General features: G+C 63.5%; 14 protein-coding genes. 6 read left to right on the top strand and 8 right to left on the bottom strand.

All coding sequences use genetic code 11. From position 1 onward, the window contains the following. Window positions 1–20 precede the first annotated feature (20 nt). The 6 genes from C2L64_RS44055 to katG form a co-directional block, all read right to left on the bottom strand. Entirely contained in the window at window positions 21–884 is an 864-nt protein-coding gene (locus tag C2L64_RS44055; RefSeq protein ID WP_039902984.1) for an ABC transporter permease, read from the bottom strand. Window positions 885–895: 11 nt separating this feature from the next. Then, a complete protein-coding gene (locus tag C2L64_RS44050) occupies window positions 896–1,978 on the bottom strand; it encodes an ABC transporter substrate-binding protein (protein ID WP_009771422.1) in 1,083 nt (360 codons plus the stop codon). A gap of 70 nt (window positions 1,979–2,048) precedes the next feature. After that, window positions 2,049–2,858 carry a class I SAM-dependent methyltransferase gene (locus C2L64_RS44045; protein WP_009771423.1) on the bottom strand — a complete coding sequence of 270 codons (810 nt, stop codon included), beginning with the start codon at window positions 2,856–2,858 and terminating at the stop codon, window positions 2,049–2,051. Window positions 2,859–3,082: 224 nt separating this feature from the next. Then, window positions 3,083–3,790: a phosphate signaling complex protein PhoU gene (gene phoU, locus C2L64_RS44040; protein WP_009771424.1), complete on the bottom strand. Its 708-nt coding sequence runs from the start codon at window positions 3,788–3,790 to the stop codon at window positions 3,083–3,085. Window positions 3,791–4,032: 242 nt separating this feature from the next. After that, the gene (locus tag C2L64_RS44035; protein WP_009771425.1) at window positions 4,033–5,847 is read right to left on the bottom strand and encodes an L-lactate permease; all 1,815 of its coding nucleotides are present in this window, start codon (window positions 5,845–5,847) and stop codon (window positions 4,033–4,035) included. A 337-nt stretch (window positions 5,848–6,184) separates the two neighbouring features. Next, complete coding sequence (gene katG, locus C2L64_RS44030; RefSeq protein ID WP_009771426.1) at window positions 6,185–8,449, bottom strand: catalase/peroxidase HPI; 2,265 nt, start codon at window positions 8,447–8,449, stop codon at window positions 6,185–6,187. A 351-nt stretch (window positions 8,450–8,800) separates the two neighbouring features. On the opposite strand from katG, the gene C2L64_RS44020 reads away from it, so the two are divergent. The 6 genes from C2L64_RS44020 (at window position 8,801) to C2L64_RS43990 (ending at window position 16,061) form a co-directional block, all read left to right on the top strand. Continuing rightward, a complete protein-coding gene (locus C2L64_RS44020; RefSeq protein ID WP_009771428.1) occupies window positions 8,801–10,390 on the top strand; it encodes an FAD-dependent monooxygenase in 1,590 nt (529 codons plus the stop codon). Between the two features lie 140 nt (window positions 10,391–10,530). Then, entirely contained in the window at window positions 10,531–11,874 is a 1,344-nt protein-coding gene (locus tag C2L64_RS44015; protein ID WP_007736337.1) for an MFS transporter, read from the top strand. A gap of 40 nt (window positions 11,875–11,914) precedes the next feature. After that, entirely contained in the window at window positions 11,915–12,682 is a 768-nt protein-coding gene (locus C2L64_RS44010; RefSeq protein ID WP_009771429.1) for an aldolase, read from the top strand. An 87-nt stretch (window positions 12,683–12,769) separates the two neighbouring features. Continuing rightward, window positions 12,770–13,765 carry a helix-turn-helix domain-containing protein gene (locus C2L64_RS44005; RefSeq protein WP_009771430.1) on the top strand — a complete coding sequence of 332 codons (996 nt, stop codon included), beginning with the start codon at window positions 12,770–12,772 and terminating at the stop codon, window positions 13,763–13,765. 353 nt (window positions 13,766–14,118) lie between these two features. Further along, a complete protein-coding gene (locus tag C2L64_RS43995) occupies window positions 14,119–14,421 on the top strand; it encodes a hypothetical protein (RefSeq protein ID WP_063717388.1) in 303 nt (100 codons plus the stop codon). Between the two features lie 5 nt (window positions 14,422–14,426). Next, complete coding sequence (locus C2L64_RS43990; RefSeq protein WP_009771433.1) at window positions 14,427–16,061, top strand: PepSY-associated TM helix domain-containing protein; 1,635 nt, start codon at window positions 14,427–14,429, stop codon at window positions 16,059–16,061. Here the strand turns inward: C2L64_RS43990 and C2L64_RS43985 are convergent. Together C2L64_RS43985 and C2L64_RS43980 are read right to left on the bottom strand one after the other, a co-directional pair. Continuing rightward, window positions 16,013–18,226, bottom strand: coding sequence for a TonB-dependent receptor (locus tag C2L64_RS43985; protein ID WP_009771434.1), 2,214 nt, complete (start codon window positions 18,224–18,226; stop codon window positions 16,013–16,015). The two genes, C2L64_RS43990 and C2L64_RS43985, sit on opposite strands and share 49 nt — an antisense overlap. A 671-nt stretch (window positions 18,227–18,897) precedes the next feature. Continuing rightward, the gene (locus C2L64_RS43980; protein ID WP_009771435.1) at window positions 18,898–22,485 is read right to left on the bottom strand and encodes an indolepyruvate ferredoxin oxidoreductase family protein; all 3,588 of its coding nucleotides are present in this window, start codon (window positions 22,483–22,485) and stop codon (window positions 18,898–18,900) included. Window positions 22,486–22,504 lie beyond the last annotated feature (19 nt).

Genomic DNA, 22,504 nt, shown 5'->3' with positions numbered 1-22,504 from the left:
TGTGTCCTCGGTCGAATGATTCACTCGCGAAATGCCGACGGTTGTCCGCGCCGCAGACGGGCTTCGAGTGCATCGAGCGCGCGGTTGATCGCAAAGCCGATTGCGCCGACGATCACGACGGAAGCCATCACCAGGTCGAGCTGAAAGAGCTGCCGGCCGTACACGATCAGATAGCCGAGCCCTTCCGACGATGCGACCAGTTCCACCACGACGAGCGCGAGCCACGCCTTGGTGAACGCGAGCCGCACGCCTGTGGCGAGCGTCGGCACGGCGGCGGGCAGCACGACATACACGACGCGCTGCAAACGGCTGTAGCCGAACACGCGCGCAACTTCATCGAGCGCGGCGGGCGTGTTCCGCACGCCTTGCATCGTGCTCAACGTGACGGGCACGAGCGCGGCATGCGCGATCAGGATGTACTTGAGCGGCTCGCCGACGCCGACCAGCAACAGCAGAAACGGCAGCCAGCCCAACACGGGAATCTGCACGAGCGCATTGAAGGCGGGCAGCACATAGGCTTCGACGGTGCGCGACAAACCCAAGGCCGCCCCGATGAAGAAGCCCGCGAACGCGCCGACGCCGAAGCCGACCAGCACGCGTTGCAGGCTGACCAGTGTGTTGCGCGCCAGATCGCCGCTGATCGCGAGTTCGTACAGCGTGTCGAACACCTGTTGCGGCGGCGGAAGAATCTGCGGCGCGATCCAGCCGCGCGCGCAGCCGATGCTCCATAGCGTGAACAGCGCGGCAGGCAAAAGCCACGGCGCGAGATGCCACACGACCGCGCGCACGCGCCGTTGCACCTGCTCCGATTTCGGGCTTGCCTGGTCCTGGTCCGATGTGGCGCGCTTCGTAATGGCCGGCCACTGGTCGATTGCCTTGCTCATCGCGGACTCCATCAACCCAGCGGTTTGCCTTGCGCGTCGTAACGCGTCCAGTAGTGCTCGAGCGACTGTGTGCGCAGTGCGTTGTCGAGATAGCGCGTCTCGAACCAGCCGTCGACTTCGACGGGTTGGCGGATCAGCTTGAGCTTGAGCGCGTCGTTCGCCACGGCCTTGTAGCGCGCCAGGATGAATGGATCGACGAGCGGCGAATTGCGCGACTTCAGAGTCTGGTTGGCGAACTCCGCTTGCCACGACGAGTAGGTGACGCCGCTCTTCGCCCACAGCTTGAAGAGCGCGTCGCGGTTCGCTTCGTCCGACGACCATTGCGCGCCTTTGACGAAGCCATTGACCACGCGCTGCACGATGTCGGGATGCGCGCGGTCGAAGTCGTCGAGCACGAGCAGATGCGACTGTCGCGTGAATTGCGGCCCGTCCGTCTGCGATTCGTAGATGATCTTCGCGAGACCCTGATCGCGCAGCTTGTAGAGGTGATAGTCGTTGACCGACGCGTCGATGCCCTTCGACGACAACGCCGCCAGCGAACTCGCCGAGTCGAGATTGATCACGCGCAGGTCGCGTTCGTCGAGCTGGTTCGCGGCGAGCACGTTGTCCGCGACCAGTTGCAGATTGGTGCCGCGAAAGATCGACACGCGCCGGCCTTTCAGATCCTTCACCGACTGCACGTTCGAATCGGGCGGCACGGCGATCTTCACGCCGACGCGTACGCCCGATTCGAGCAGAATGCGCGTCTTCAAGCCGTTCGCGCGGCCGAGAACGGAAGGCAGATCGCCCTGAAAAGCGAAGTCGAGCGATTTGTCGGCGATTGCTTCGTTGACGGCGGGCCCCGCGCCCTTGAAGAACAGCCATTCGACCTTGATGCCGTCGGCGGCGAATTCCTTTTCGAGCAATTGCAACTGCTGCACCGTCGCGGCGGGCGAACCGCCGAACGTGGGCGGATCGCCCGCGCCTTGCTGTGCGACGCCGATGCGGATCACGGCGGGTTTATCGGCGTACGCCTGCGGCACGGTGAAGGCAAGCGCGGTCGCGAGCAGAACGGACTTCACGAGCGTGAAGGTGCGTCGGAATCGGTTGTCCATTGAATGAGCGAATGCAAACAGAAAAGTGATGAAGGGCGGATGCCGAAGGTGGCGAACCGTCGCCGAGCGATTAGTGCGCGAGCGGTTTGCGAGCCGTGGTGAAGATCATGCGGCGCGTCAACTGCAGACCACGCGGACCGCGATGCGATTCGAGCGCGTCGGCGAGGCGCTCGCGCAGACGCGCGATGTGCGGATCGGGCAGCGACGACAGGAAATTGCCGAAGGAACTCGCGCGGCTGAAGGACAGCACGTCGTCGACGTTGTCGAATGCGTCGTCGAACTCGCGGATCTCGTTGAGCGTGGGTTCGAAGCCCACGGAAGCCAGTAGCGTTGCCGTGCTTTCGCGCGTGAGCTTGTTCGGTGCGCCGATCTCCGCGTGTTGCGACGCCGGGTCTTCGGCAATCAGCGCGTGCAGCACGCGATGCAGGTCGTGTGGCACGTCTGCGGGCATGGTCGTGAAGCCGATCCGGCCGCCGGGCTTCAGCACGCGCCACGCTTCGCGCAACGCCTCTTGCTGGTCCGGTATCCAGTGAATCACGCTGTTCAGGTAGACGACGTCGAAGTGCGCGTCGGCGATTTCCGCAAGTTTCTCCGCACGGCCGACGCGCGCCGCGAAACGGCCTTGCGCGCGTTGCAGCGCGCGCTCAACGCGCAGCGGCAACGGATCGATGCCGAGCACCTCGCCCTGTGCGCCGACGCGCTGGGCGGCCGATTCCGTCAGACGGCCCGTGCCGCAGCCGATGTCGAGCACGCGTTCGCCTTTACGCAGGTCGAGCGCGTCGAGCAGTTGCAGACCATGATTGAACTGGCGGATGCCGAGGCGATCGTATTCGTCGGCAAGCGTGGCGGAATCGAGCTGCAGGCTGGGTGCTTTCGACATGGGAATGAGCGCAGTGGTCGTCTTTGAGCGCTCATTCTTGTCGACGTGGTACGTCGCGACAAGAAAGCATTCGAGCTATTCATATGCGCTGCGATGCTTTCCTGTCACGTTCTGGTGCGGCTGCGTTTGCTATCGTGATCAGGTATCTGCAAGAGTGAACGATGCGGATGCCTGACCCGTTGATTTGCCGCTAATGTGTGTCAATGCGGTGTGTCAGTTCGTGCTCAGTTCGTCAATGCCTCGCGTTCGAGTTCGCGTAGCGGAATGTGGCGCACATCGCGCCCCTTGACGACGAACACGACGAATTCGGCAATGTTCTTCGCGTGATCGCCGATCCGCTCCAACGCCTTCGCGATAAACAGATATTCGAGCGCGACCGAAACGGTGCGCGGCGTCTCGTTCATGTGTGTCACGAGCCGCTGGACGAATGCGCGGAATACATCGTCGATGGCCTTGTCGTCGCGCACGATCTGCGCGGCGGCCACGGCGTCCATGCGCGCAAACGCGTCGAGCACCCGATGCAGGATCGACGACGCCAGTTCACCGCACTGCTTCAGCTCGGCCAGCGAGATGGACGAGGTTCCGCCATATTCGTCGATGCGCCGCATGCGTTTGGAGATCTTGCGCGCTTCGTCGCCCATGCGTTCGAGGTTGGTGACGCACTTCGACATGGCCATCAATAGCCGCAGGTCGCGTGCAGCCGGCTGTCGGCGCGCGATCACGCGGTGTATTTCTTCATCGATTTCGATTTCGAGCGCGTTCAGCTCACGCTCGCTGTCGCGAATGTCTTCGACGAGCGCGGGGTCATAGGCGTCGAGCAACGACAGACAGCGGGTAATTTGCCGTTCGACTACGCCGCCCATTTCCAGCAGGTTGGTCGATAGCATGTTGAGCGCAGCGTCGAACTGACTGGAGAGATGCTTGTCGGACATGATGCGCCCCCTTGCCACACAGGCTCTATGTAGTGTGATGCGGTATCACCGCTTGTCGCCACACCGCGTCGAATTCCGCAGTGTAGAAAACCGTATATATCGTTTTATGTTAACGGTGAAAAAATGCACATGCAAGCGGGGTTATACCGACGCGCAAGGTCGCGTTGCCTGCAGGCAACGGGTCGGAGGGAGCAAGAGAGCGTTGGCGGCCGTCTGCGGGCGGCCAGACGGCCACGACAGCGTTATTTGCCAGCAGGTGGGATCGGAATCATCCCGGGGAATACATACGCCTGCAACATCGCAATCACGCCGATTAACGCGGCTCCGGCAATGGAATGGAAGAACACCGTGCGGAAAATCGGCCCGAGCGCGAACGAACGCTCCTTCGGATCGTCGTAGCAGGCCGCGCAGGCGACCATGATCGACTGCGCGTCGATCATCTTGCCCATCACGCCGCCCGTCGAGTTCGTCGCCACGATCAGGATTGGGTTCAGATTGAGCTGCTGCGCCGTGATGCGTTGCAGGCTGCCGAACAACGCGTTCGACGCCGTGTCGGAGCCCGTCAGGAACACGCCGAGCCAACCGAGGAACGCCGCGAAGAACGGATAGAGCACCCCCGCCCCCGTGAACGCGAGGCCGAGGACGGCGTCGGTGCCTGAGTAGCGTGTGAGGAAACCGAGGCCCAGCACCTGGGCGATCACCAGCACGGGGATTTTCATCCGGCGCATGGTCTGAACGAAGGCGTCTTTCCATTGCGTGGCGCTTAGCCTCAGCACGAGGCCCGAAAGCACGGCGGCGACAAAAACGCCCGTTCCCGCCGCCGACAGCCAGTTGATCGTGAAGCGCGCCGCTTCCGCTTTCGCGTTGGCGGCCACGACGGGCGGCATCCGCTGCACGAGGTTGTGCAGCACGGGCATGTCCCAGACGGGCAGCGACAGCGTGCCCTTGAACGGCGAGCCGAGCAGCGTCGTCGAAAACGTGACGCCCGCGAACAGGTTGTTGAGCAGCTTCTTGAACTCCGGCACGCCCCACAGCGCGCAACAGGCGATCAGGATCACCCACGGCATCCACGCATAGACCGTTTCCGCCGCTGAATACGGGTACTTCCATTCGCCGCGGTCCGCCGTGACGGGTGTCGTGCCCTTGCCGGCGCGAGCGAGCGCTTCGCGTTCATCGCGCAGCAGAAAGCGTGTTTTCGGGTGCCACACGAAGCGCAGGAACAGCGCCGTGCAGATCACCGAGAACACGCCGGATACGACGTCCGTCATCAGATGCAGCGCGGGGCTGCCCGACGCGTAGAACTGCATGAGCGCGAACGATCCGCCCGCACATAGCATCGCGGGCCAGACTTCGAAGACTTCTTTCCACGATCCGCCTTCCATCTTCACGAAGGTCGCGACCAGCCAGAAAGGCACGAGGACCGAGACGAACGGCAATTGATGGCCAGCCATCGCCGACAGCGTGACCTGATCGAGTTCGCTCACGGCCGCGAGCGTGACGATCGGCGTGCCGATCGCGCCCCAGGCGACGGGTGCCGTATTCGCCAGCAGATTGAGCACGGCGGACTGGAAAGGCCTGAAGCCGAGCCCGACCATCACGGCGCCAGCGATCGCGACGGGCGTGCCGAAGCCCGACGTGCCTTCGATGATCGCGCCGAACGAAAAAGCGATCAGCACGCATTGCAGCCGCCGATCGAAGGAAATGTGGACGATCGACTCCTTGACGATCTCGAACTTGCCCGTCACGACGCTCATCGTGTACAGGAACATCGCGGCGAGCACGATCCAGATGATGCCGAGAAAGCCGGAAAGCGAACCGAGCGCAAACGCGGAAACGGCCGAGGCCACCGGCATCCTGAAGACCAGACACGAGATGATGAACGCGGCGATCACGCCGAAAAACGCTGCGTACGGCGCGGAGATGCCGAGATGCACGTTGCCCTGTGCATCGCGGTGGCGGTGCAGCGCGATGAAGTAGAGCAGCGTCAGAATCGGGATCGCGGCAACGATCGTGGAAAGGAATGCATTGCCCAACGGGTTATAGGTCTGCTGGTACATGGCTTACCTTCCTGATCCAAGGATTCACGTTCGTCCGACTAGGGACGACCCGCGCCGGAACGGCGCTCGATCCTTACAGATTCCCGACCGATGTTTGTGGTATAGCGGGACACATCGCCGATTTCAAGTTTTGGGGCCGCCACGGCGCATGTTTGTGAGGCGTTTGTGGGCGCGCAAGGGAATGTCGATGCGTGGTCAATGAGTCGGGCAAGTGTCACGCGCTGCGACACACTCGCAGCCGGCGTGATGCGCGGCGCGCAAAAAACAACGCGGTGCGTTGCCGCTTTAACAACGGCAATCGCACCGCGCGTTCAACAGCCGCAAACGCGGCAACCGCTCACGCCAGATCGAAGCGGTCGAGGTTCATCACCTTCACCCATGCTGCAACGAAGTCGCGCGTGAATTTTTCCTGCGCGTCCTCGCTCGCATAGACCTCGCAAAGCGCGCGCAACTGCGCATGCGAGCCGAAGATCAGATCGACGCGCGTGGCCGTCCACTTCACTTCGCCCGTTCGGCGGTCGGCACCTTCGAACACCTCGCGCGCGGGTGTCGTGGGCGTCCATTCCGTGCCCATGTCGAGCAGGTTGCGGAAGAAGTCATTGGTCAGCGTTTCGGGCCGTTTCGTGAAGACACCGTGCGAATCGGCGCCCGTGTGTACGTTCAGCACGCGCAAGCCGCCGATCAACACCGTCATCTCCGGCGCTGTCAGCGTCAGCCGTTGTGCCTTGTCGATCAGCAGCGCTTCTGCCGGCACGTTGTACTTGCCCTTGAGGAAATTACGGAAGCCATCGACGACCGGCTCCAGCATGGCGACGGATTGCACGTCCGTCTGTTCCTGAGACGCGTCCATGCGCCCCGGCGTGAACGGCACACTGACGAGATGCCCGGCGTTCTTCGCGGCCTGTTCGATCGCCGCGCCGCCCGCCAGCACGATCAGATCGGCGAGCGAAATCTTCTTGCCACCCGATGCCGCCCCGTTGAACTCGCTCTGGATGCCTTCGAGCGTTTTCAGCACCTTCGCCAGTTGCTCGGGCTGATTGGCCGCCCAGTCCTTCTGCGGCGCTAGGCGGATGCGCGCGCCATTGGCGCCGCCGCGCATGTCCGAGCCGCGGAACGTCGACGCCGCCGCCCACGCCGTCGACACCAGCTGCGCGACGGAAAGCCCCGAAGCCAGAATTTTCTGTTTCAGCGACGCAATGTCGTTGGTATCGACCAACGGATGATTCACGGCGGGAATCGGGTCCTGCCACAGCAGTTCTTCGGCGGGCACTTCCGGGCCGAGATAGCGGGCGCGCGGCCCCATGTCGCGGTGCGTCAGCTTGAACCAGGCGCGCGCGAACGCGTCAGCGAACTCATCCGGGTTCTGCATGAAGCGCCGTGAAATCTTCTCGTACTCGGGGTCGAGGCGCAGCGACAGGTCGGTGGTGAGCATCGTCGGCAGCAGCTTTTTCGACGGATCGTGCGCATGCGGGATCGTCGCCGTCGCGCCCTTGGCGACCCACTGGTTCGCGCCGGCGGGGCTCTTGGTCAATTCCCATTCGTGGCCGAACAGGTTCTGGAAGAAGCCCATGCCCCACTGTGTCGGTGTGGCCGTCCAAGTGACTTCCAGGCCGCTCGTGATCGTGTCGCCGCCCTTGCCGCTGCCGAAGCTGCTTTTCCAGCCCAGACCCTGGTTTTCGAGCTCGGCGGCTTCGGGTTCCACGCCGACGTTATCGGCGGGACCGGCGCCGTGCGTTTTGCCGAACGTGTGGCCGCCCGCGATCAGCGCGACGGTTTCCTCGTCGTTCATCGCCATGCGGGCGAAGGTTTCGCGGATATCGTGCGCGGCGGCGAGCGGATCGGGATTGCCGTCCGGGCCTTCCGGGTTCACGTAGATCAGGCCCATCTGCACGGCGCCGAGCGGGTTCTCCAGATTCCGCCCGCCGTCGGTGCGGCTGGCTTCTTCGCCGTGCAGTTCCTCGTCGGCGACGAGCACGCCTTCGTCGCTTGCGTCGCGGGGCGCGGCGGCTTTGCCATAGCGGACGTCGCCGCCTAGCCAGGTTTTTTCATTGCCCCAGTAGACGTCCTGATCCGGTTCCCACGTGTCCTCGCGACCGCCCGCGAAGCCGAAGGTCTTGAAGCCCATGGTTTCGAGCGCGACATTGCCGGACAGGATCAGCAGATCGGCCCACGAAATTTTCTGGCCATATTTCTGCTTGACCGGCCAGAGCAGGCGGCGGGCTTTGTCGAGGCTGACATTGTCCGGCCAACTGTTCAGCGGCGCGAAACGCTGCTGGCCGCGACCGCCGCCTCCGCGTCCGTCGCCCGTGCGGTATGTGCCGGCGCTATGCCACGCCATGCGGATGAACAGCGGTCCATAGTGGCCGAAGTCCGCGGGCCACCAGTCCTGCGAATCGGTCATCAGCGCCGCGAGGTCTTGCTTGACGGCGGCGAGGTCGAGGGTCTTGAACGCCTTGGCGTAGTCGAATTCCTTATCCAGCGGATTGGACCGGCTGGAGTGCTGGCTGAGCAGGTCCAGCCGAAGCTGTTTCGGCCACCAGTCGCGATTGGTCGTTCCGCCGCCGGCGGCATGAATGAACGGGCACTTTGCATCGTTTGACATGCGTCGTCTCCTTGGGAGGATGTCTCCACTATGCGTTTTACGATGGTGTCGGGCTTGCGCGACAGATCGCCGTCCTGCGCCCGCACCTCGGTTACAAGCGTGGCGGTATGTGCGGTTACGCATATCGCCGCGTTGTCGGCGCATCTGCTCGCTTTCAATATATGCGACGGCGAAGGGCAACTGAATTCGTTTGCGGCAATGCCGCCAATAGCTCGCCGCTATAACGCGCGCGAGTGCATTCACCGCGCCCTTGCGCTGATATGCGGTGCCGTATCGCCTATTCTTTTTGGGTTTGCGTGACAGTTCGCCTTGATTCGATTTGGGTGCGCGATGAACCGTGAGGAGCGGAACATGGAAGACGTGGATGTGCTCGTCGTCGGCGCTGGTCCCGTCGGCTTGCTGCTTGGCACCGAATTGCAGCGCGATGGCGTCGCCGTGAGCGTGATCGACGGGATGCCGGCGAGAGGGTTCTTCTGCAAGGCGCTCGGCATCACGCCGCGCACGCTGGAGATTTTCGACGATCTGGGAATCGTTGATCGCGCAATCGAGGCGGGTGTCTGGCTCACAGGCGTCGAAACATGGGTCGACGGGGCGATGGTGCCTGCGCGCAGCATGCATGTGCCGGAGCAGGGTTTGCCGTACGGGTCGCTTTCGCTTGCGCAGTACGAGACGGAGCGGCTGCTCGAAGCGGCATTCACCGAGCATGGCGGGCGCGTGCACTATGGGTTCAAGCTCGACAGCTTTGTCGAAACGGGCGATGGCGTCGAAGCGTTTCTGACGGGGCCACACGGCGAGGCGCGCACGGTGCGCTGCCGATGGCTCGTCGGATGTGACGGGGCGCATAGCAAGGTGCGTTCGGCATTGGGCCTGTCGTACGAAGGCGCGCAGTTTCCACAGACTTTTGCGCTCGCCGACGTGGACGTCGACTGGGCGCATCCGCGCGGGCCCATGTACCGCTTCGAATGGAGCGACGCGGCGCGCGCGAAAACCAGCGTGGCGGCGGTGCCGATTCGTGGATCGGCGCGGCGCTACCGGCTGTCGATGATCGTGCCTGACGAGCATTCAGCTTCGCTGGCGGGAGTTGCCGCACCTGATTTCGACACGATGTGCGCCCTGCTGTTGTCCTCGCTGCCGGAAGGTACGCGTTTGTCTTCGATGCGCTGGTCCTCGGTGTATCGCGTGAGCCATCGCATTGCGTCTGAGTATGGACATGGCCGCGTGTTCATCGCGGGCGACGCCGCGCATATTCATCCGCCTGTCGGCGGGCAAGGGATGAACACGGGCTTGCAGGACGCACACAACCTCGCTTGGAAACTCGCGCACGTGGCGAAAGGTCTTGCGCATCCTGCGTTGCTCGACAGTTATTCGGCGGAACGGCATCCCGTGGGCGTGGACGTCGTTCAGTCGACGAGCGCTGCGCTCAACGCCGTGCTCGCCCGCCAGGCCGCCAATCCGGCGATGCGCGAGACGCAGTTGCTGGTGACGTATCGCGGCAGTCCGATCGTCGCCGATATGTGCGCGGATGCGGACCCGGAGTTGCCAGCGCCGGGCGACCGGCTGCCCGATGCGTATGGTTTGGTGCAGCGTTTTGTGGGGCGTCCACGGCGATTGCAGGAGTTTGTCGGGCATGGACGGCATGTACTGCTTGGTTATGTCGATGCGGCTGGCGCGCAGGTTGAAGCGTTTGCCGATGGCTGTCGGGCGTTTGCCGAGTTGTTGCCGGGCGCGGCGTCAGCGGTGCTGGTTGTGGCGCCGGACGGCGAAGCGCCAGGCGGCGAACTGATGACGGTGATAACGGATACGAGCGGCGAGTTTGCGGCAACGTTTCGCGCGTCAGGCGGCACGGTTTGGATCGTGCGGCCGGATGGGCATATCGGATGGAGAAGCAGCAGTTGCTCGGGCGATGCGGTGAAAAGCTGGGGACGAATGCTTCGCGGCTAAGCCCGACCAACGCAGAAAACCCATCCGCGTTGCGCCACAAGAGGTACACCCGCAAACAAGACATCGGTTCGCGCATAGACAAATTCTCGGGCGTGTCAAAAACGATACTGCAGGCATCACACCCCACGCCCGAGGTCCCCATGTCCACGCCTGCCCGCGCCCGCTGGCCGTATGTGTTTGTCTCCGCGTTTCTTGGCACGGCCATCGAGCAATACGATTTCCTTCTGTACGGCACGGCCTCGGCGCTCGTGTTCAACCGGCTCTTTTTCCCGAACCTCGATCCGCTCGCCGGCACGATTGCCTCGCTCGGCACCTACGCGGCCGGCTATTTCGCGCGCGGCGCTGGGGCGCTGATCTGCGGGCACTTCGGCGACAGGATCGGCCGCAAGACGTTGCTGATGGTCACGCTGCTCGTGATGGGCATCGCATCGACGCTGGTCGGCTGTTTGCCGACTTACGCATCCATCGGCATCTGGGCGCCGATCCTGCTGACGACACTGCGCGTGCTGCAAGGGTTCGCCATCGGCGGCGAGCAGAGCGGGGCGATCGTGCTCGGCGTCGAGAGCGCGCCCGCGCATCGCCGGGGACTTTACGGCAGTTGGAGCAACTCAGGCAGCTACGGCGGCGTGCTGCTGTCGACGGGCGCGTTGCTGCTGACTTCGCTGTTGCCCGAGCCCGCGTTTCTGTCATGGGGCTGGCGTCTGCCGTTTCTGTTTAGCGCGGTGCTGGTGGTGATCGGGCTCGTCGGCCGCGCGCGTCTGCCGGAAACCGTCGAGTTCGCGCAATTGCAGGCGCGTCACGGCGTGGCGCGCTTTCCGCTCAGAGACCTGATGCGCGACCACGCGCGCGCCGTGTTGATCGTCTTCATGGCCCGACTGGGTGAAATCACGTGGTCGGTGTTCGTGGTGCTGTTCGCGGTCGCGTATGTCACGGTGCAGCTCAAGCTGCCGAAGTCCGTGATTCTCGGCGCGATCATGAGTGGCGCTGCGCTCGGCGTCTTCATGGTGCCGTTCTTTGCGGCGCTGTCGGACCGCATCGGACGAAAGCCGATCTATCTCGCCGGACTGGTCACATGCGCGCTTTATGTGTGGCCGTTCTTTACGATGCTCAATACGCGCGATCCTATGTGGATCACCGTCGCCGTCGTGCTTGCGCTCGGCATCGTGCATCCGATGATGTACGGCCCGCAAGGCGGCTTCTTTGCCGACATGTTCGATGTGCGCGTGCGATTCTCCGGTGTGTCGATTGGCGCGATCGGCGCGATTGTCGGCGGCGGCATCAATCCGTTGATCTGTTCGTCGTTGCTCGCGCAAGGCCACGGCAATCCGAACGCGGTGGCGACCTACATTACCGCGAGCGCGCTCGTCGCTGCGTGCTTTACGTTCTTTGCTCCGCGACGCCCGCTCGATGCAACGCACGCGCAACCCTTAACTCAGGCGCCGGAGATTCGCACGAATCCGCTGGGCGACACACGTTCCGCGTGATGCACCGCGAAGCAAACACGCTTTCCTAATGGAGTAGTCGATGAATGAACACGACCGAGAACTGAACGACGGCCTCGCCGCGAAGATGGACCGCAAGCTCGAACAGGGCGCGTGGGACGCGCGTCAGAAAATCGCGCTCGCGTGCCGCATGCTCGCGCACGAGGGCCATTCTGAAACGCTCGCCGGACAGATCACCGTGCGCGAATCCGACGGCACGTTTCTGACCACGGCGATGGCATACGGCTTCGACGAGGCCACGCGCAGCAACGTAATCCGCATCGATGACGAGATGAACGTGATCGAAGGCCGCGGCATGGCCAATCCGGCCATCCGTTTTCACCTGTGGATCTACCGGCGGCGGCCCGACGTGTACTGCATCGTGCATACGCATCCGCCGTATGTGAACGCGCTGTCGATGACGGGACGTCCGCTCGAAGTCGCGCACATGGACGCCACGCCGTTTCACGACGACTGCGCGTTCCTGCGCGAATGGCCCGGCTTGCCGATCGGCGATAGCGAAGGCGAGATCATTTCGACGGCACTCGGCAACAAGCGGGTGATTCTGCTGGCGAACCATGGCTTTCTCGCGGCGACTTCTTCGCTGGAAGAATCGGCGTATCTGTCGGTGCTGATCGAGCGCGCGGCGCGCAGCCAGATTCTTGCGCAGTCAGTTGGCGAACTGAAACCCATCGACGCGGCGCGCGCAAAAGAGTCGCACGATTTTCTGTTGCTGCCGAGCATCGTCAAGTCGAGCTTTGCGCTGTTCGCACGACGCGTGATCAAGCGGGAGCCGGACGTGCTGTTCTGAGCGCGGCGTGGGGCGGGAGCACATGCGAGAATGGTTGGCTGCGACATCATCACTATCCAGCGGCGTAGAGGCCGGGAGGATTTCGCCATGCCCGACAGTTCCGCGTTTCGTCTGCCTTATGCGCCGACGCTCTACCCGATGCCGTCGAGCGGTATCGACGAGTTGAAGCGTTCGCTCGATTACATCGTGATGCCGGGCGAATTGCTGTTCGACGGACATGTCGCGCAAGACGAGTTGCGCGCATGCCGGCTGACAGGCGGCGGCGTGCTTGCGACGGCGCACATGGGCCGCCAGGAAGTGCGGCACGACAACGATCATCTGCGCTGGCTCACGGGCGATGACGTCGTCGTGCTGGTCGCGCTGGCGGGGCGCGGCACGGTCTCGCAGCAAGGCTGCACGCTGCCGTTCGCAAAGGGCGATATCACGTTTCGGCGGGCACGCGTGCCGTCGGTTGCGCGTATCGAAGAACCCGCGCATCTGCTGATGATCCGTTTGCCGATTACGCGTTTTCTTGGTCAAGCGGTTTCGCGGCACGCGACGTTTCGTCCGCAGCGCGCGGATGCTGCATCGGGCATCGTGAAGAGCCTGAATTGTTTCGTCGACGAAGTGTTGCCTTCATTCGAGAGCATGAGTCCCGTCACGCTCGCCGCCGCCGAAGAAGCGCTTGTCGCGTTGCTCGGCGCGGCATATCGGGAAGCGGAGGAAATCGCGCAGCGCACTGGCCGCGAGGCGGCGCCAACCGTCGCGCAACCGCTGCGCTGGGTGCAACTGACGCGGTTTATCGAAGCGAATCTGTGCGACCCGGAACTGGATGTCGAAGCGTGCGCGCTGGCCTTGGGTGTCTCGAAGCGCTACGTGCACAAGCTCTTTGAAACGCTCGATCTGCAATATGGCAAATACGTGCTGCAGCAAAGGCTCGCGCGGTGTCGCGATGAGTTGCTGAATCCGTTGTTAGCCGGTCTGTCGATCGAACAGATTGCGTATCGCAACGGCTTCAATGACGCGGCGCATTTCAGCAGACGTTTCCGCGATGGCAATGGCGTGTCGCCGCGTGAGTTTCGCAAGCGCGAGAGCTTGCTCTGAGCGGCGCCTTCCGGAGCGGCCATCGCCCCACTGATGTATGATAATGATTCTCATTAAGTCAGTGTTTCGTCCAGCGTTCCGCCCATGCGCGAGTTCTTGCCGGTCGCGCTCGCGTTTGTCAGCGCGCTTCTCTTCTATCTTGGATCGCCGGGTCAGCAATGGCGCGCCGCGCCGTTGTGGCCGCGCGGCTGCCGAAGCGCGGCGCTCGTCGCCGCCATTGCGGCTCTGATTCCCGGCATCGTCGCGGGTCATCTGGCGACGACGCTTTCCATCGTCATCACGACCGTGATGGCGAGCTTCGTCGCGTTTCCGTTCGTGGCGGCTTTGCGCAGACGCGCATCGGGAACGGCGCCATGGGCGACACAACCCGCGACGTGCCGAAGAAAGCGAAAGTCGAAGGACACTGGATCGGCAAGACGACAGCGGGCGTGATCTGCGGATTCATCGTCGCCCTCGCGTTGAGCGGCCTGCTCGTCCGGCTCGCGCCGAGCGCGAGCGTCGATGCCGCGAAAGCCGAAACGGCGATGCTGTTCGTGCCGCTTGTCTGGACAGGCGTGTTCTCCGTCGCGTACCTGTTTCGCAGCGGCTTGCGCGCGTGGCTCTGGCTCGGCGCAGTGAGCGTCGTGACACTGGCGCTCTTCGAAATCGGCAAGTAACCCTTATGCGCACCGATCTCCTACGCGTCTACAAGACCGTGCATACATGGACTGGCGTAATCTGCGGTCTCGCGCTGTTCATCTGCTTCTACGCGGGCGCGATCACGATGTTCAAGGATCAGCTGATCGACTGGGCCACGCCGCCCGCCAGCGTGCATCAACTGATTCGCGTCGAAGATTCGCCAAAGCTGATCGACCAGGTGCTCGCCACCCAGCCCGATGCGCGCAAGTATTTGTCGCTTCGCTTTCACGACCGCAATCACGCGTGGCTCACGTGGCCCACGCACGGCCGCTCGCAGCGCGCGACGGCCACGTTCGATGCGAACGGCCAGTTGCATATCGACACGACGCATCCGTCCGATGTCGCGCAGTTCGTCAACGTGCTGCACATGACGGCGGGCGTGCCGGGAGGCTTCGACGTCGGCATGGGCGTGATGGGCGTGGTCTCGCTGCTGTACGGGCTGGCGCTGGTGTCGGGCGTGATCGTGCTGCTTCCGACACTGATCAAAGACCTGTTCGTGCTGCGTATCGGCAAGAACCTGAAGCGGATGTGGCTCGATGCGCACAACGTCGTCGGCATTCTGAGCTTGCCGTTTCATCTGGTGATGGCGCTGTCGGTTGTGGGCTTCGGGTTGCACGACTACATCTACAGTGCGCAAGACAAGCTGATCTACGACGGCAAGCTGCAACCGATGCTCGTCGCGCAGAATCCGTTCTTCGGCAAGGCGCCCGCGAAGCCCGAACAGGACGCGACGAAACTGCTCGCGCCCACGGCTTTGCTCGACAAGCTGCGCGCACAGGCGCCCGGCTTCGAACCGGAAGAGCTGACATGGCGGCGCGCGGGACAGCCTGGCGCGACTGTCTTCGTGCGCGGCGAAGACCCGCATTACCTCGCGCGCAGCGGCGGCTTCGCGTTGATGGACCCCGTCAGCGGCGAGTTCGTGAACCACAAGTTCCTGCCCGGCGACGGCAACGGCGATAACTGGGCCGCCGCCACGAGCGCGATTTACGCGCTGCATTTCGGCAGCTATGGCGGCGCGCCGATTCAATGGGGCTACTTCGTGCTCGGACTCGCTGGCGCGTTTCTCTTCTATTCGGGCAATCTGCTGTGGATCGAAAGCCGGCGCAAGACGCAGCGCGCGGAGAACCAGAGCGTCGCGCAGCGTCGTTCGGCGAGCTTTCTCGCTTCGTTGACGGTGGGTGTGGCGCTCGGCTGCATCAATGGCATAGCTTTGAGCCTCGTCGCAGCGAAGTGGCTGAGCGGCCATGTCGCGGATATGCACGCGTGGCACGCGACGATCTACTACACGGTGTTTTTGGCGTGCGTCGCGTGGGCGTTCTTGCGCGGCGCGCCGCGCGCGGCTGTCGAACTGCTGCTGTGCGCGGTGATTGCCACGGCTGCGCTGCCGTTGACGAGCGTCGCGGGCTGGCTGTTTCCGTCGACGAACTGGTGGGCGGGCAGTAGCGACGGCTCGCTGGCCGTCGATATCGTCGCGGCGCTCGGCGCCGCCTGCTATGCGTGGATGTGGCGCGCGACGGCCAGACGCGTATCGATGGGGCGCACCGACAGCGTCTGGTTCGACCGCTCGCGTCAGAAGTCCGTGGTCAACGACATCAGCAACGTGCGCGGCTTGCCCTGAGTCAGGTAAGCGCCCGTCGTCGATGACCAATACGACTTGTTGGTCACGTTCTGGACGGTCGCGCGGATCGTCGTCGTGTGCTTGAAGACGGTCGTCGTGTAGCGCGCGCCGAGATCGAAGGTGTCCCACGCTGGAATCGACAGCTTGTTCGCCGCATCCAGATACTGGTTGCCCGTGTGGACCCATGCGGCCGTGAACGTCAGGCCCGGCACCCACGGCAAATCGTATTCGCCGCCGATGTTGAACAGATACGCCGGCACACCGATCGGGCGATAGCCGTCCGTCGCGCCGAGGTTCGTGTCGAGCTGCTTCGCGTTGAGCAGCGTCGCGCCCGCCAGCAGGCGCACGCCCTTGACCGGCTCGCCATACACCGAAAATTCGATCCCGCGATTACGCTGCGTGCCGTTTGTGCCGAACACGTTGGTCGTGCTGTCCGTATAGGCCGTCGGCTGCTCGATCTGGAACAGCGACAGCTCGCCGCCGAAATGATTCGTGTCGTACTTCGCGCCGACTTCATATTGCTTCGAGCGGCGCGGCGAAAGCGTCTGGCCGACGTTGCTCGCGCCGAACGGCGCCGTCTGGCCCGCCGCGAGCGACTCGGCGCGGTTCGCGAACAGCGAGATCTCGCTGGTCGGCTTGACGACGAGACCGAAGATCGGCGTGTTGATCGACTGGTCGAAGGTGCTGGTGATCTGGTCGGTGCCGACCGTGTAGTTGTTCTGATGCAGCTGCTGGTGACGCGCGCCGATCGTGAACAGCACGCGGTCGTTAAGGAAGCCGAGCGTATCCGATACGGCAATGCTGCGCGTGAGGATCTGGTCCGCGAGGCTCGGTTCTTCGAAGCTGCCCGCGACGAAGCCATTTGCCGCCGGCTCGGGCACGATGCCGCCGCCGTACAGGCTGGTCGGGAATGCGCTGCTGAAGGCGAACGCTTCGCGGTCGACGAGGCTCGTAATCGCCGCACCCAGCGACACCATATGCGTGACCGGACCCGTCGCGAAGCGGCCGCGCACGCCGACTTCCGCCGATTCCGCGTTGGTCGTGCGCAGGATGTCGCCGCGCGTGGCCGTCGTGCCCGTGAGCGCGTTGAAAGTCGGCGACGAATACGTGCCGTCTTCGTGCGAGCGATGCACGCCGCCGCTCGCGTAGGCCGTCCAGCCCGGCAGGAAGTCGTATTCGGCGCGCAGGATGCCGACCGTGTCTTCAAGCGTGCTCTGCGTCCACGGCTGCGCGAAGTTGTGCGTTGCCGACGGCGGTTCGGGCATGATGTCGCCCGTCACCGAAACGGTCGAGCGGCCCTGGTCGATATTCTTGCGCTGATACAGGAAGTCGCCGTACAGACGCAGCTTCTCGCCGCGCCAGTCGAGCGAAACGGCCGTCGTCTGGTTGTGGCGGAATTCGTCGTCGATGCTGGTCTGGCCGCCGTCGATCGAACCATTCACACGAATGCCGAACTGGCCTTCACTGCCGAAGCGGCGACCCACGTCGACCTGTGTGCCGATCTGGCCCGAAGCCGTGCCGTCGACGGTCACTTGCGTGAGCGGCTTGTCGTCGGCGCGCTTGAGTTCTAGATTGATGCCACCGCCGATCGCGGAGCCCGTCGGCGATGCGCCGTTCAGGAATGCATTGGCGCCCTTGAACACGTCGACGCGCTCGAGCACATCGACGGAAACGAGCTGGCGCGGCGTGATGCCGTACAGGCCGTTCAGCGAGACATCATCGCCGTTCAGCTGGAAGCCGCGGATCACGAATACTTCCGAGAAGTTGCCGAAGCCGTAGGCCGGACGCACGGCGGGATCGTGCGACAGCAGATCGCCGATGCTCTGCGCCTGCGAATCCTGAATCGCCTTCGACGTGTAGCTCGTCATGCTGAACGGCACGTCGATGTTCTTCTGGTTGCCGAGCACGCCGAACTGGCCGCCGCGCGCAATCTGGCCGCCCGAATAGGTCGGCGCGAAATCGCCGGGCAGGGCTTCCGCCTGGCCTTGCACCTTGACGGCGGGGAGCGTGGTGCCGGCGGCGCCGTTCGAAGGCGCGTCGGACGACTGTGCGTGGGCGGTGATGGCGATGCCCATCGTCAGCGGCAACGCTGCATAGGCGAACAGATGGCGGACAGCAGCATGCAGCGGCCGAACGCGCGGACGCGAAGAATTGGTGGTAGGCATGATGGCCAATCCCTGAGTAAAACTGTTTTTTGGGGTGACGGCGGGCGTCGACTACTTTTGGTTGGGCGCGAAGCGGTCGTCGGGACGACGGATGCAGGCGGGTGATGCGATTTTATTCAAATAAGAATTATTCGCATATGCGTTTTCAATAAACGCAACGGGAAGGAATGGAAAGCGTTGCGCTAGTGCAACAGGCGGGAGGTGCGGTGTCGCGCGCAGGCTACACGCGGGCGGGCTTGGCGGGCGCGGCGGGGAAAATGAACGTTGCTGCGGCGATACAAACGCTTGCATTACACGAATAGGGGTTTATACTGATCTCTGTCTCCTCCATGTCTCCTCCTGATATGGATTCAGCCCACCACTTGGTGGGCTTTTCTTTTTGTCCCCTCGGTATGCGCACGGCGCGCTGGCTTTCAGTCACGGGCCAAAGAACGTCTGGCAAAAGTGGCCGGGTACGCGGCACTGCGCCGTCTCTGTCTGACCGGCTTGCGGTTGATCGACTGTCGAACAACCGGCGACAAGGCAAGCCAGCAGGCACATCATCCCTGCGCGTGCGTCCCTTCTTCGGCGTATGAAGAACCCGAGCATGTTGCACCTCGAAGCGCGTATCGGGCGAAGCACCGGGGCCAGCGTTTGCCGCAAGCCCCGGTTCGGCCTCCATCCAATCGATGTTACGCGCTCGCGGTCAACCGCTCCGGCGTCCGATAGTCACTGAGCAACCGCTCCTTCTTTTTCGCCGCTGCCTGGATATTGCGTTCCTTCACATGACCGAAGCCGCGGATATCGTCCGGCAGGCCGGCGAGCTGGAGCGCCACGGGAAGGCGTTCAAGATCGAGCGTTGCGCAAAACTCGTCGGCCAGCGCGACGTACTCCGCAATCAGTTGCCGCTCGCCGCGCCGCTCGGCTGTTTTGCCGAATACATCCAGCGCGGTGCCGCGCAGTCCCTTCATGCGCGCGAGCGCACGGAAGACGGGCAGCATCCACGGACCGAAGCTTTTCTTCTGCAAATTCCCACGTTCGTCGCGTTTCGCGAGCAACGGCGGCGCGAGATGGAAGCTCAGCTTGTAATCGCGGCCAGGTTCGCCCTCGAACTGTTGACGCAGTTTGTCCAGATAAGCAGGATCCGCGTAAAGGCGAGCGACTTCGTATTCGTCCTTGTAGGCCATCAACTTCGCGAGGCCCGTCGCCACCGCGCGCGTGAGCGGCAGTTTCGAGTTGCCTGCGATCTGCGTTTCCTTCACGCGGATACGGTCGATCACATCGCGATAGCGCTGCGCATACGCTGCGTTCTGATACGCCGTCAACAGCGCTTCACGCGATGCGATCAGCTTGTCGAGCGATTCAGGCATCTGCATGACGATCGCCTGCGGCGCGACAGCCGGCTTGAGCAGCGCCTTCACAGCCGCCTCGCCATGATGCGCGATATAGCGTCCCCAGTTGAACGCCTGCCGATTCTTCTCGACCGATACGCCATTGAGCTCGATCGCGCGCACGAGGCTCGACAGTTGTAGCGGCAGCCAGCCTTTCTGCCACGCAAACCCAAGCAGCAACGGATTGCTATAGATCGTGTCGCCGAGCAGCTTCAGCGCGAGCGCGTTGGCGTCGATGAAGGCGCATCCTTCGCCGATGCTGTCGCGTAGTCCCGCTTCCGTCTGCGTGCCCGGGAAAGTCCACTTCGGGTTCTTGACGAATTCGGCCGTCGGCGTCGCGCCGCTGTTGATCGCGGCAACCGTCACGCCGTGTTGCGTGCGCGACAGCACATCGTTCGACGCCGACACGATCGCGTCGCAACCGATCACCAGCCGCGCTTCGCCCGTCGCAATGCGCGTCGCGTGCAACGCGTCGGGCGAGGATGCGACCTGCACGTGGCTGAGCACGGCGCCGCCTTTTTGCGCGAGGCCGGCCATGTCGAGCACGGTGACGCCCTTGCGTTCGATATGTGCGGCCATGCCAATCAGTCCGCCAATCGTCACGACACCCGTGCCGCCGACGCCCGTCACGAGAATGCCGTACGGCCTGGCGAGCGCCGGTAGCGACGGCACCGGCAGCGTGTCGAACTCGCCATTAACTGCGCCGCTGCCGCGCGCGGCCTGAGGCTTGCGAAGCTGCGCGCCTTCAGCCGTGACGAAGCTCGGACAAAAGCCCTTCACGCACGAAAAGTCCTTGTTGCACGACGACTGGTTGATCTTGCGCTTCGTGCCGAGCGGCGTATCGAGCGGCTCGACGGACAGGCAGTTCGATTGCACCGAGCAATCGCCGCAGCCTTCGCATACCGCATCGTTGATGAACGCACGGCGCGCGGGATCGGGATACGCGCCGCGTTTGCGCCGCCGCCGTTTCTCGGTCGCGCAAGTCTGGTCGTAGATCAGCACGGTCGTGCCGGGCATATCGCGCAGTGCGCGCTGCACGGAATCGAGTTGATCGCGATGATGAACATCGACGCCCGCAGGCAACACGATGCCCGAGTGATACTTCTGCGGCTCGTCGGTGACGATGACGATGCGCTTCGCGCCTTCGGCGTGGACCTGATGCGCGATCTGCGGCACGGTCAGCACGCCATCGACGGGCTGGCCGCCCGTCATCGCGACGGCATCGTTGTAGAGAATCTTGTAGGTGATGTTCGCGTTTGCCGCGATGGCCGCGCGAACCGCAAGCAGACCCGAATGGAAGTACGTGCCATCGCCGAGATTGACGAAGACATGCTTATCGCCGGAGAAATGCATCTGGCCGATCCACGCGACGCCTTCGCCACCCATCTGGCTGAAGGTTTCCGTCTTGCGGTCCATCCACATCGACATGTAGTGACAGCCGATGCCCGCAAGCGCGCGAGAGCCCTCAGGCACGTTAGTCGACGTGTTGTGCGGGCAGCCCGAGCAGAACCACGGCTTGCGTTCGACCGATACACGCGGCTTCGCCGCTTCGCGCTCTTTCGCTTCGATGATCGCGACGCGCGCGAGCATCCGCGCCCGCACGTCGTCGGGCAAATCGGCGCGCGAGAGGCGCCGTGCAACGGCCTTCGCGATCAGCGCGGGCGACAGCTCGTAATGCGCGGGCAGCAGCCAGTCGCCGCGTGGTACTGACCATTCGCCGCCTTCGTTGTCGCGCTCGTCGAACTTGCCGTAGATCTTTGGCCGCACGTCCTCGCGCCAGTTGTATAGCTCTTCTTTCAGCGCGTATTCGAGAATCTGGCGCTTTTCTTCGACGACGAGAATTTCTTCCAGGCCCGTTGCGAATGAACGTGCATCCTGCGCGTCGAGCGGCCACACGCAGCCGACTTTCAGCACACGCAAGCCAATTTGAGCGCATGTGTCTTCATCGAGGCCCAGGTCGCTGAGCGCCTGGCGCACGTCGAGATAGGCCTTGCCCGCCGTGATGATGCCGAAGCGCGGCGTCGGTGAATCGATCACGACGCGGTTCAGCTTGTTCGCGCGGATATAGGCGAGCGCTGCGTACCATTTCTCGTCGAGCAGCCGCGCTTCCTGCGCGAGCGGCGCGTCGGGCCAGCGGATGTTGAGGCCGCCTTCAGGCATCGCGTAGTCGGTCGGCGTGACGATTTCGACACGGTCCGGATCGAGATCGATCGACGCCGTGGATTCGATCACGTCCGTCACGCACTTCATCGCGACCCATAGACCCGAGTAGCGGCTCATCGCCCAGCCGTGCAGCCCGTAGTCGAGATATTCCTGCACGTTCGCCGGATACAGCACGGGAATCCCCGCCGCGATGAACGCGTGCTCCGACTGATGCGCGACCGACGACGACTTCGCCGCGTGATCGTCGCCCGCCAGCACGAGCACGCCGCCGCGCGCGTCGCTACCGGCGGAGTTCGCGTGCTTGAACACGTCGCCCGTCCGGTCGACGCCGGGGCCTTTGCCGTACCACATGCCGAATACGCCGTCGCGCGTCGCGCCTGGCCACAGGTTGATCTGCTGCGTGCCCCAGACGGACGTCGCGGCCAGATCTTCGTTGACGCCGGGCTGGAAGACGATGTCGTTGTCCTGCAGATGCTTTTTTGCTTTCCACAGCGACTGATCGAGCGCGCCCAGCGGCGAGCCGCGATAGCCGGAAATGAAGCCAGCCGTGTTGAGCCCGGCCTTACGGTCGCGTGCTTTTTGCAGCATCGGAAGACGCACCAGCGCCTGCGTGCCGCTGATATACACACGGCCTTTTTCGAGCGTGTACTTGTCTTCAAGCGTGACGGGCGTGTCGGGCGTTTCGGTCGCTAGGTCGGATGCGACGGCTAGATCGGGCGCATTCATGGCAGGGCTGTCTCCGGGG

It is taken from the genome of Paraburkholderia hospita, from assembly GCF_002902965.1.
Lineage (GTDB): Bacteria > Pseudomonadota > Gammaproteobacteria > Burkholderiales > Burkholderiaceae > Paraburkholderia > Paraburkholderia hospita.
This window is presented reverse-complemented; position numbering and strand designations above follow the sequence as displayed.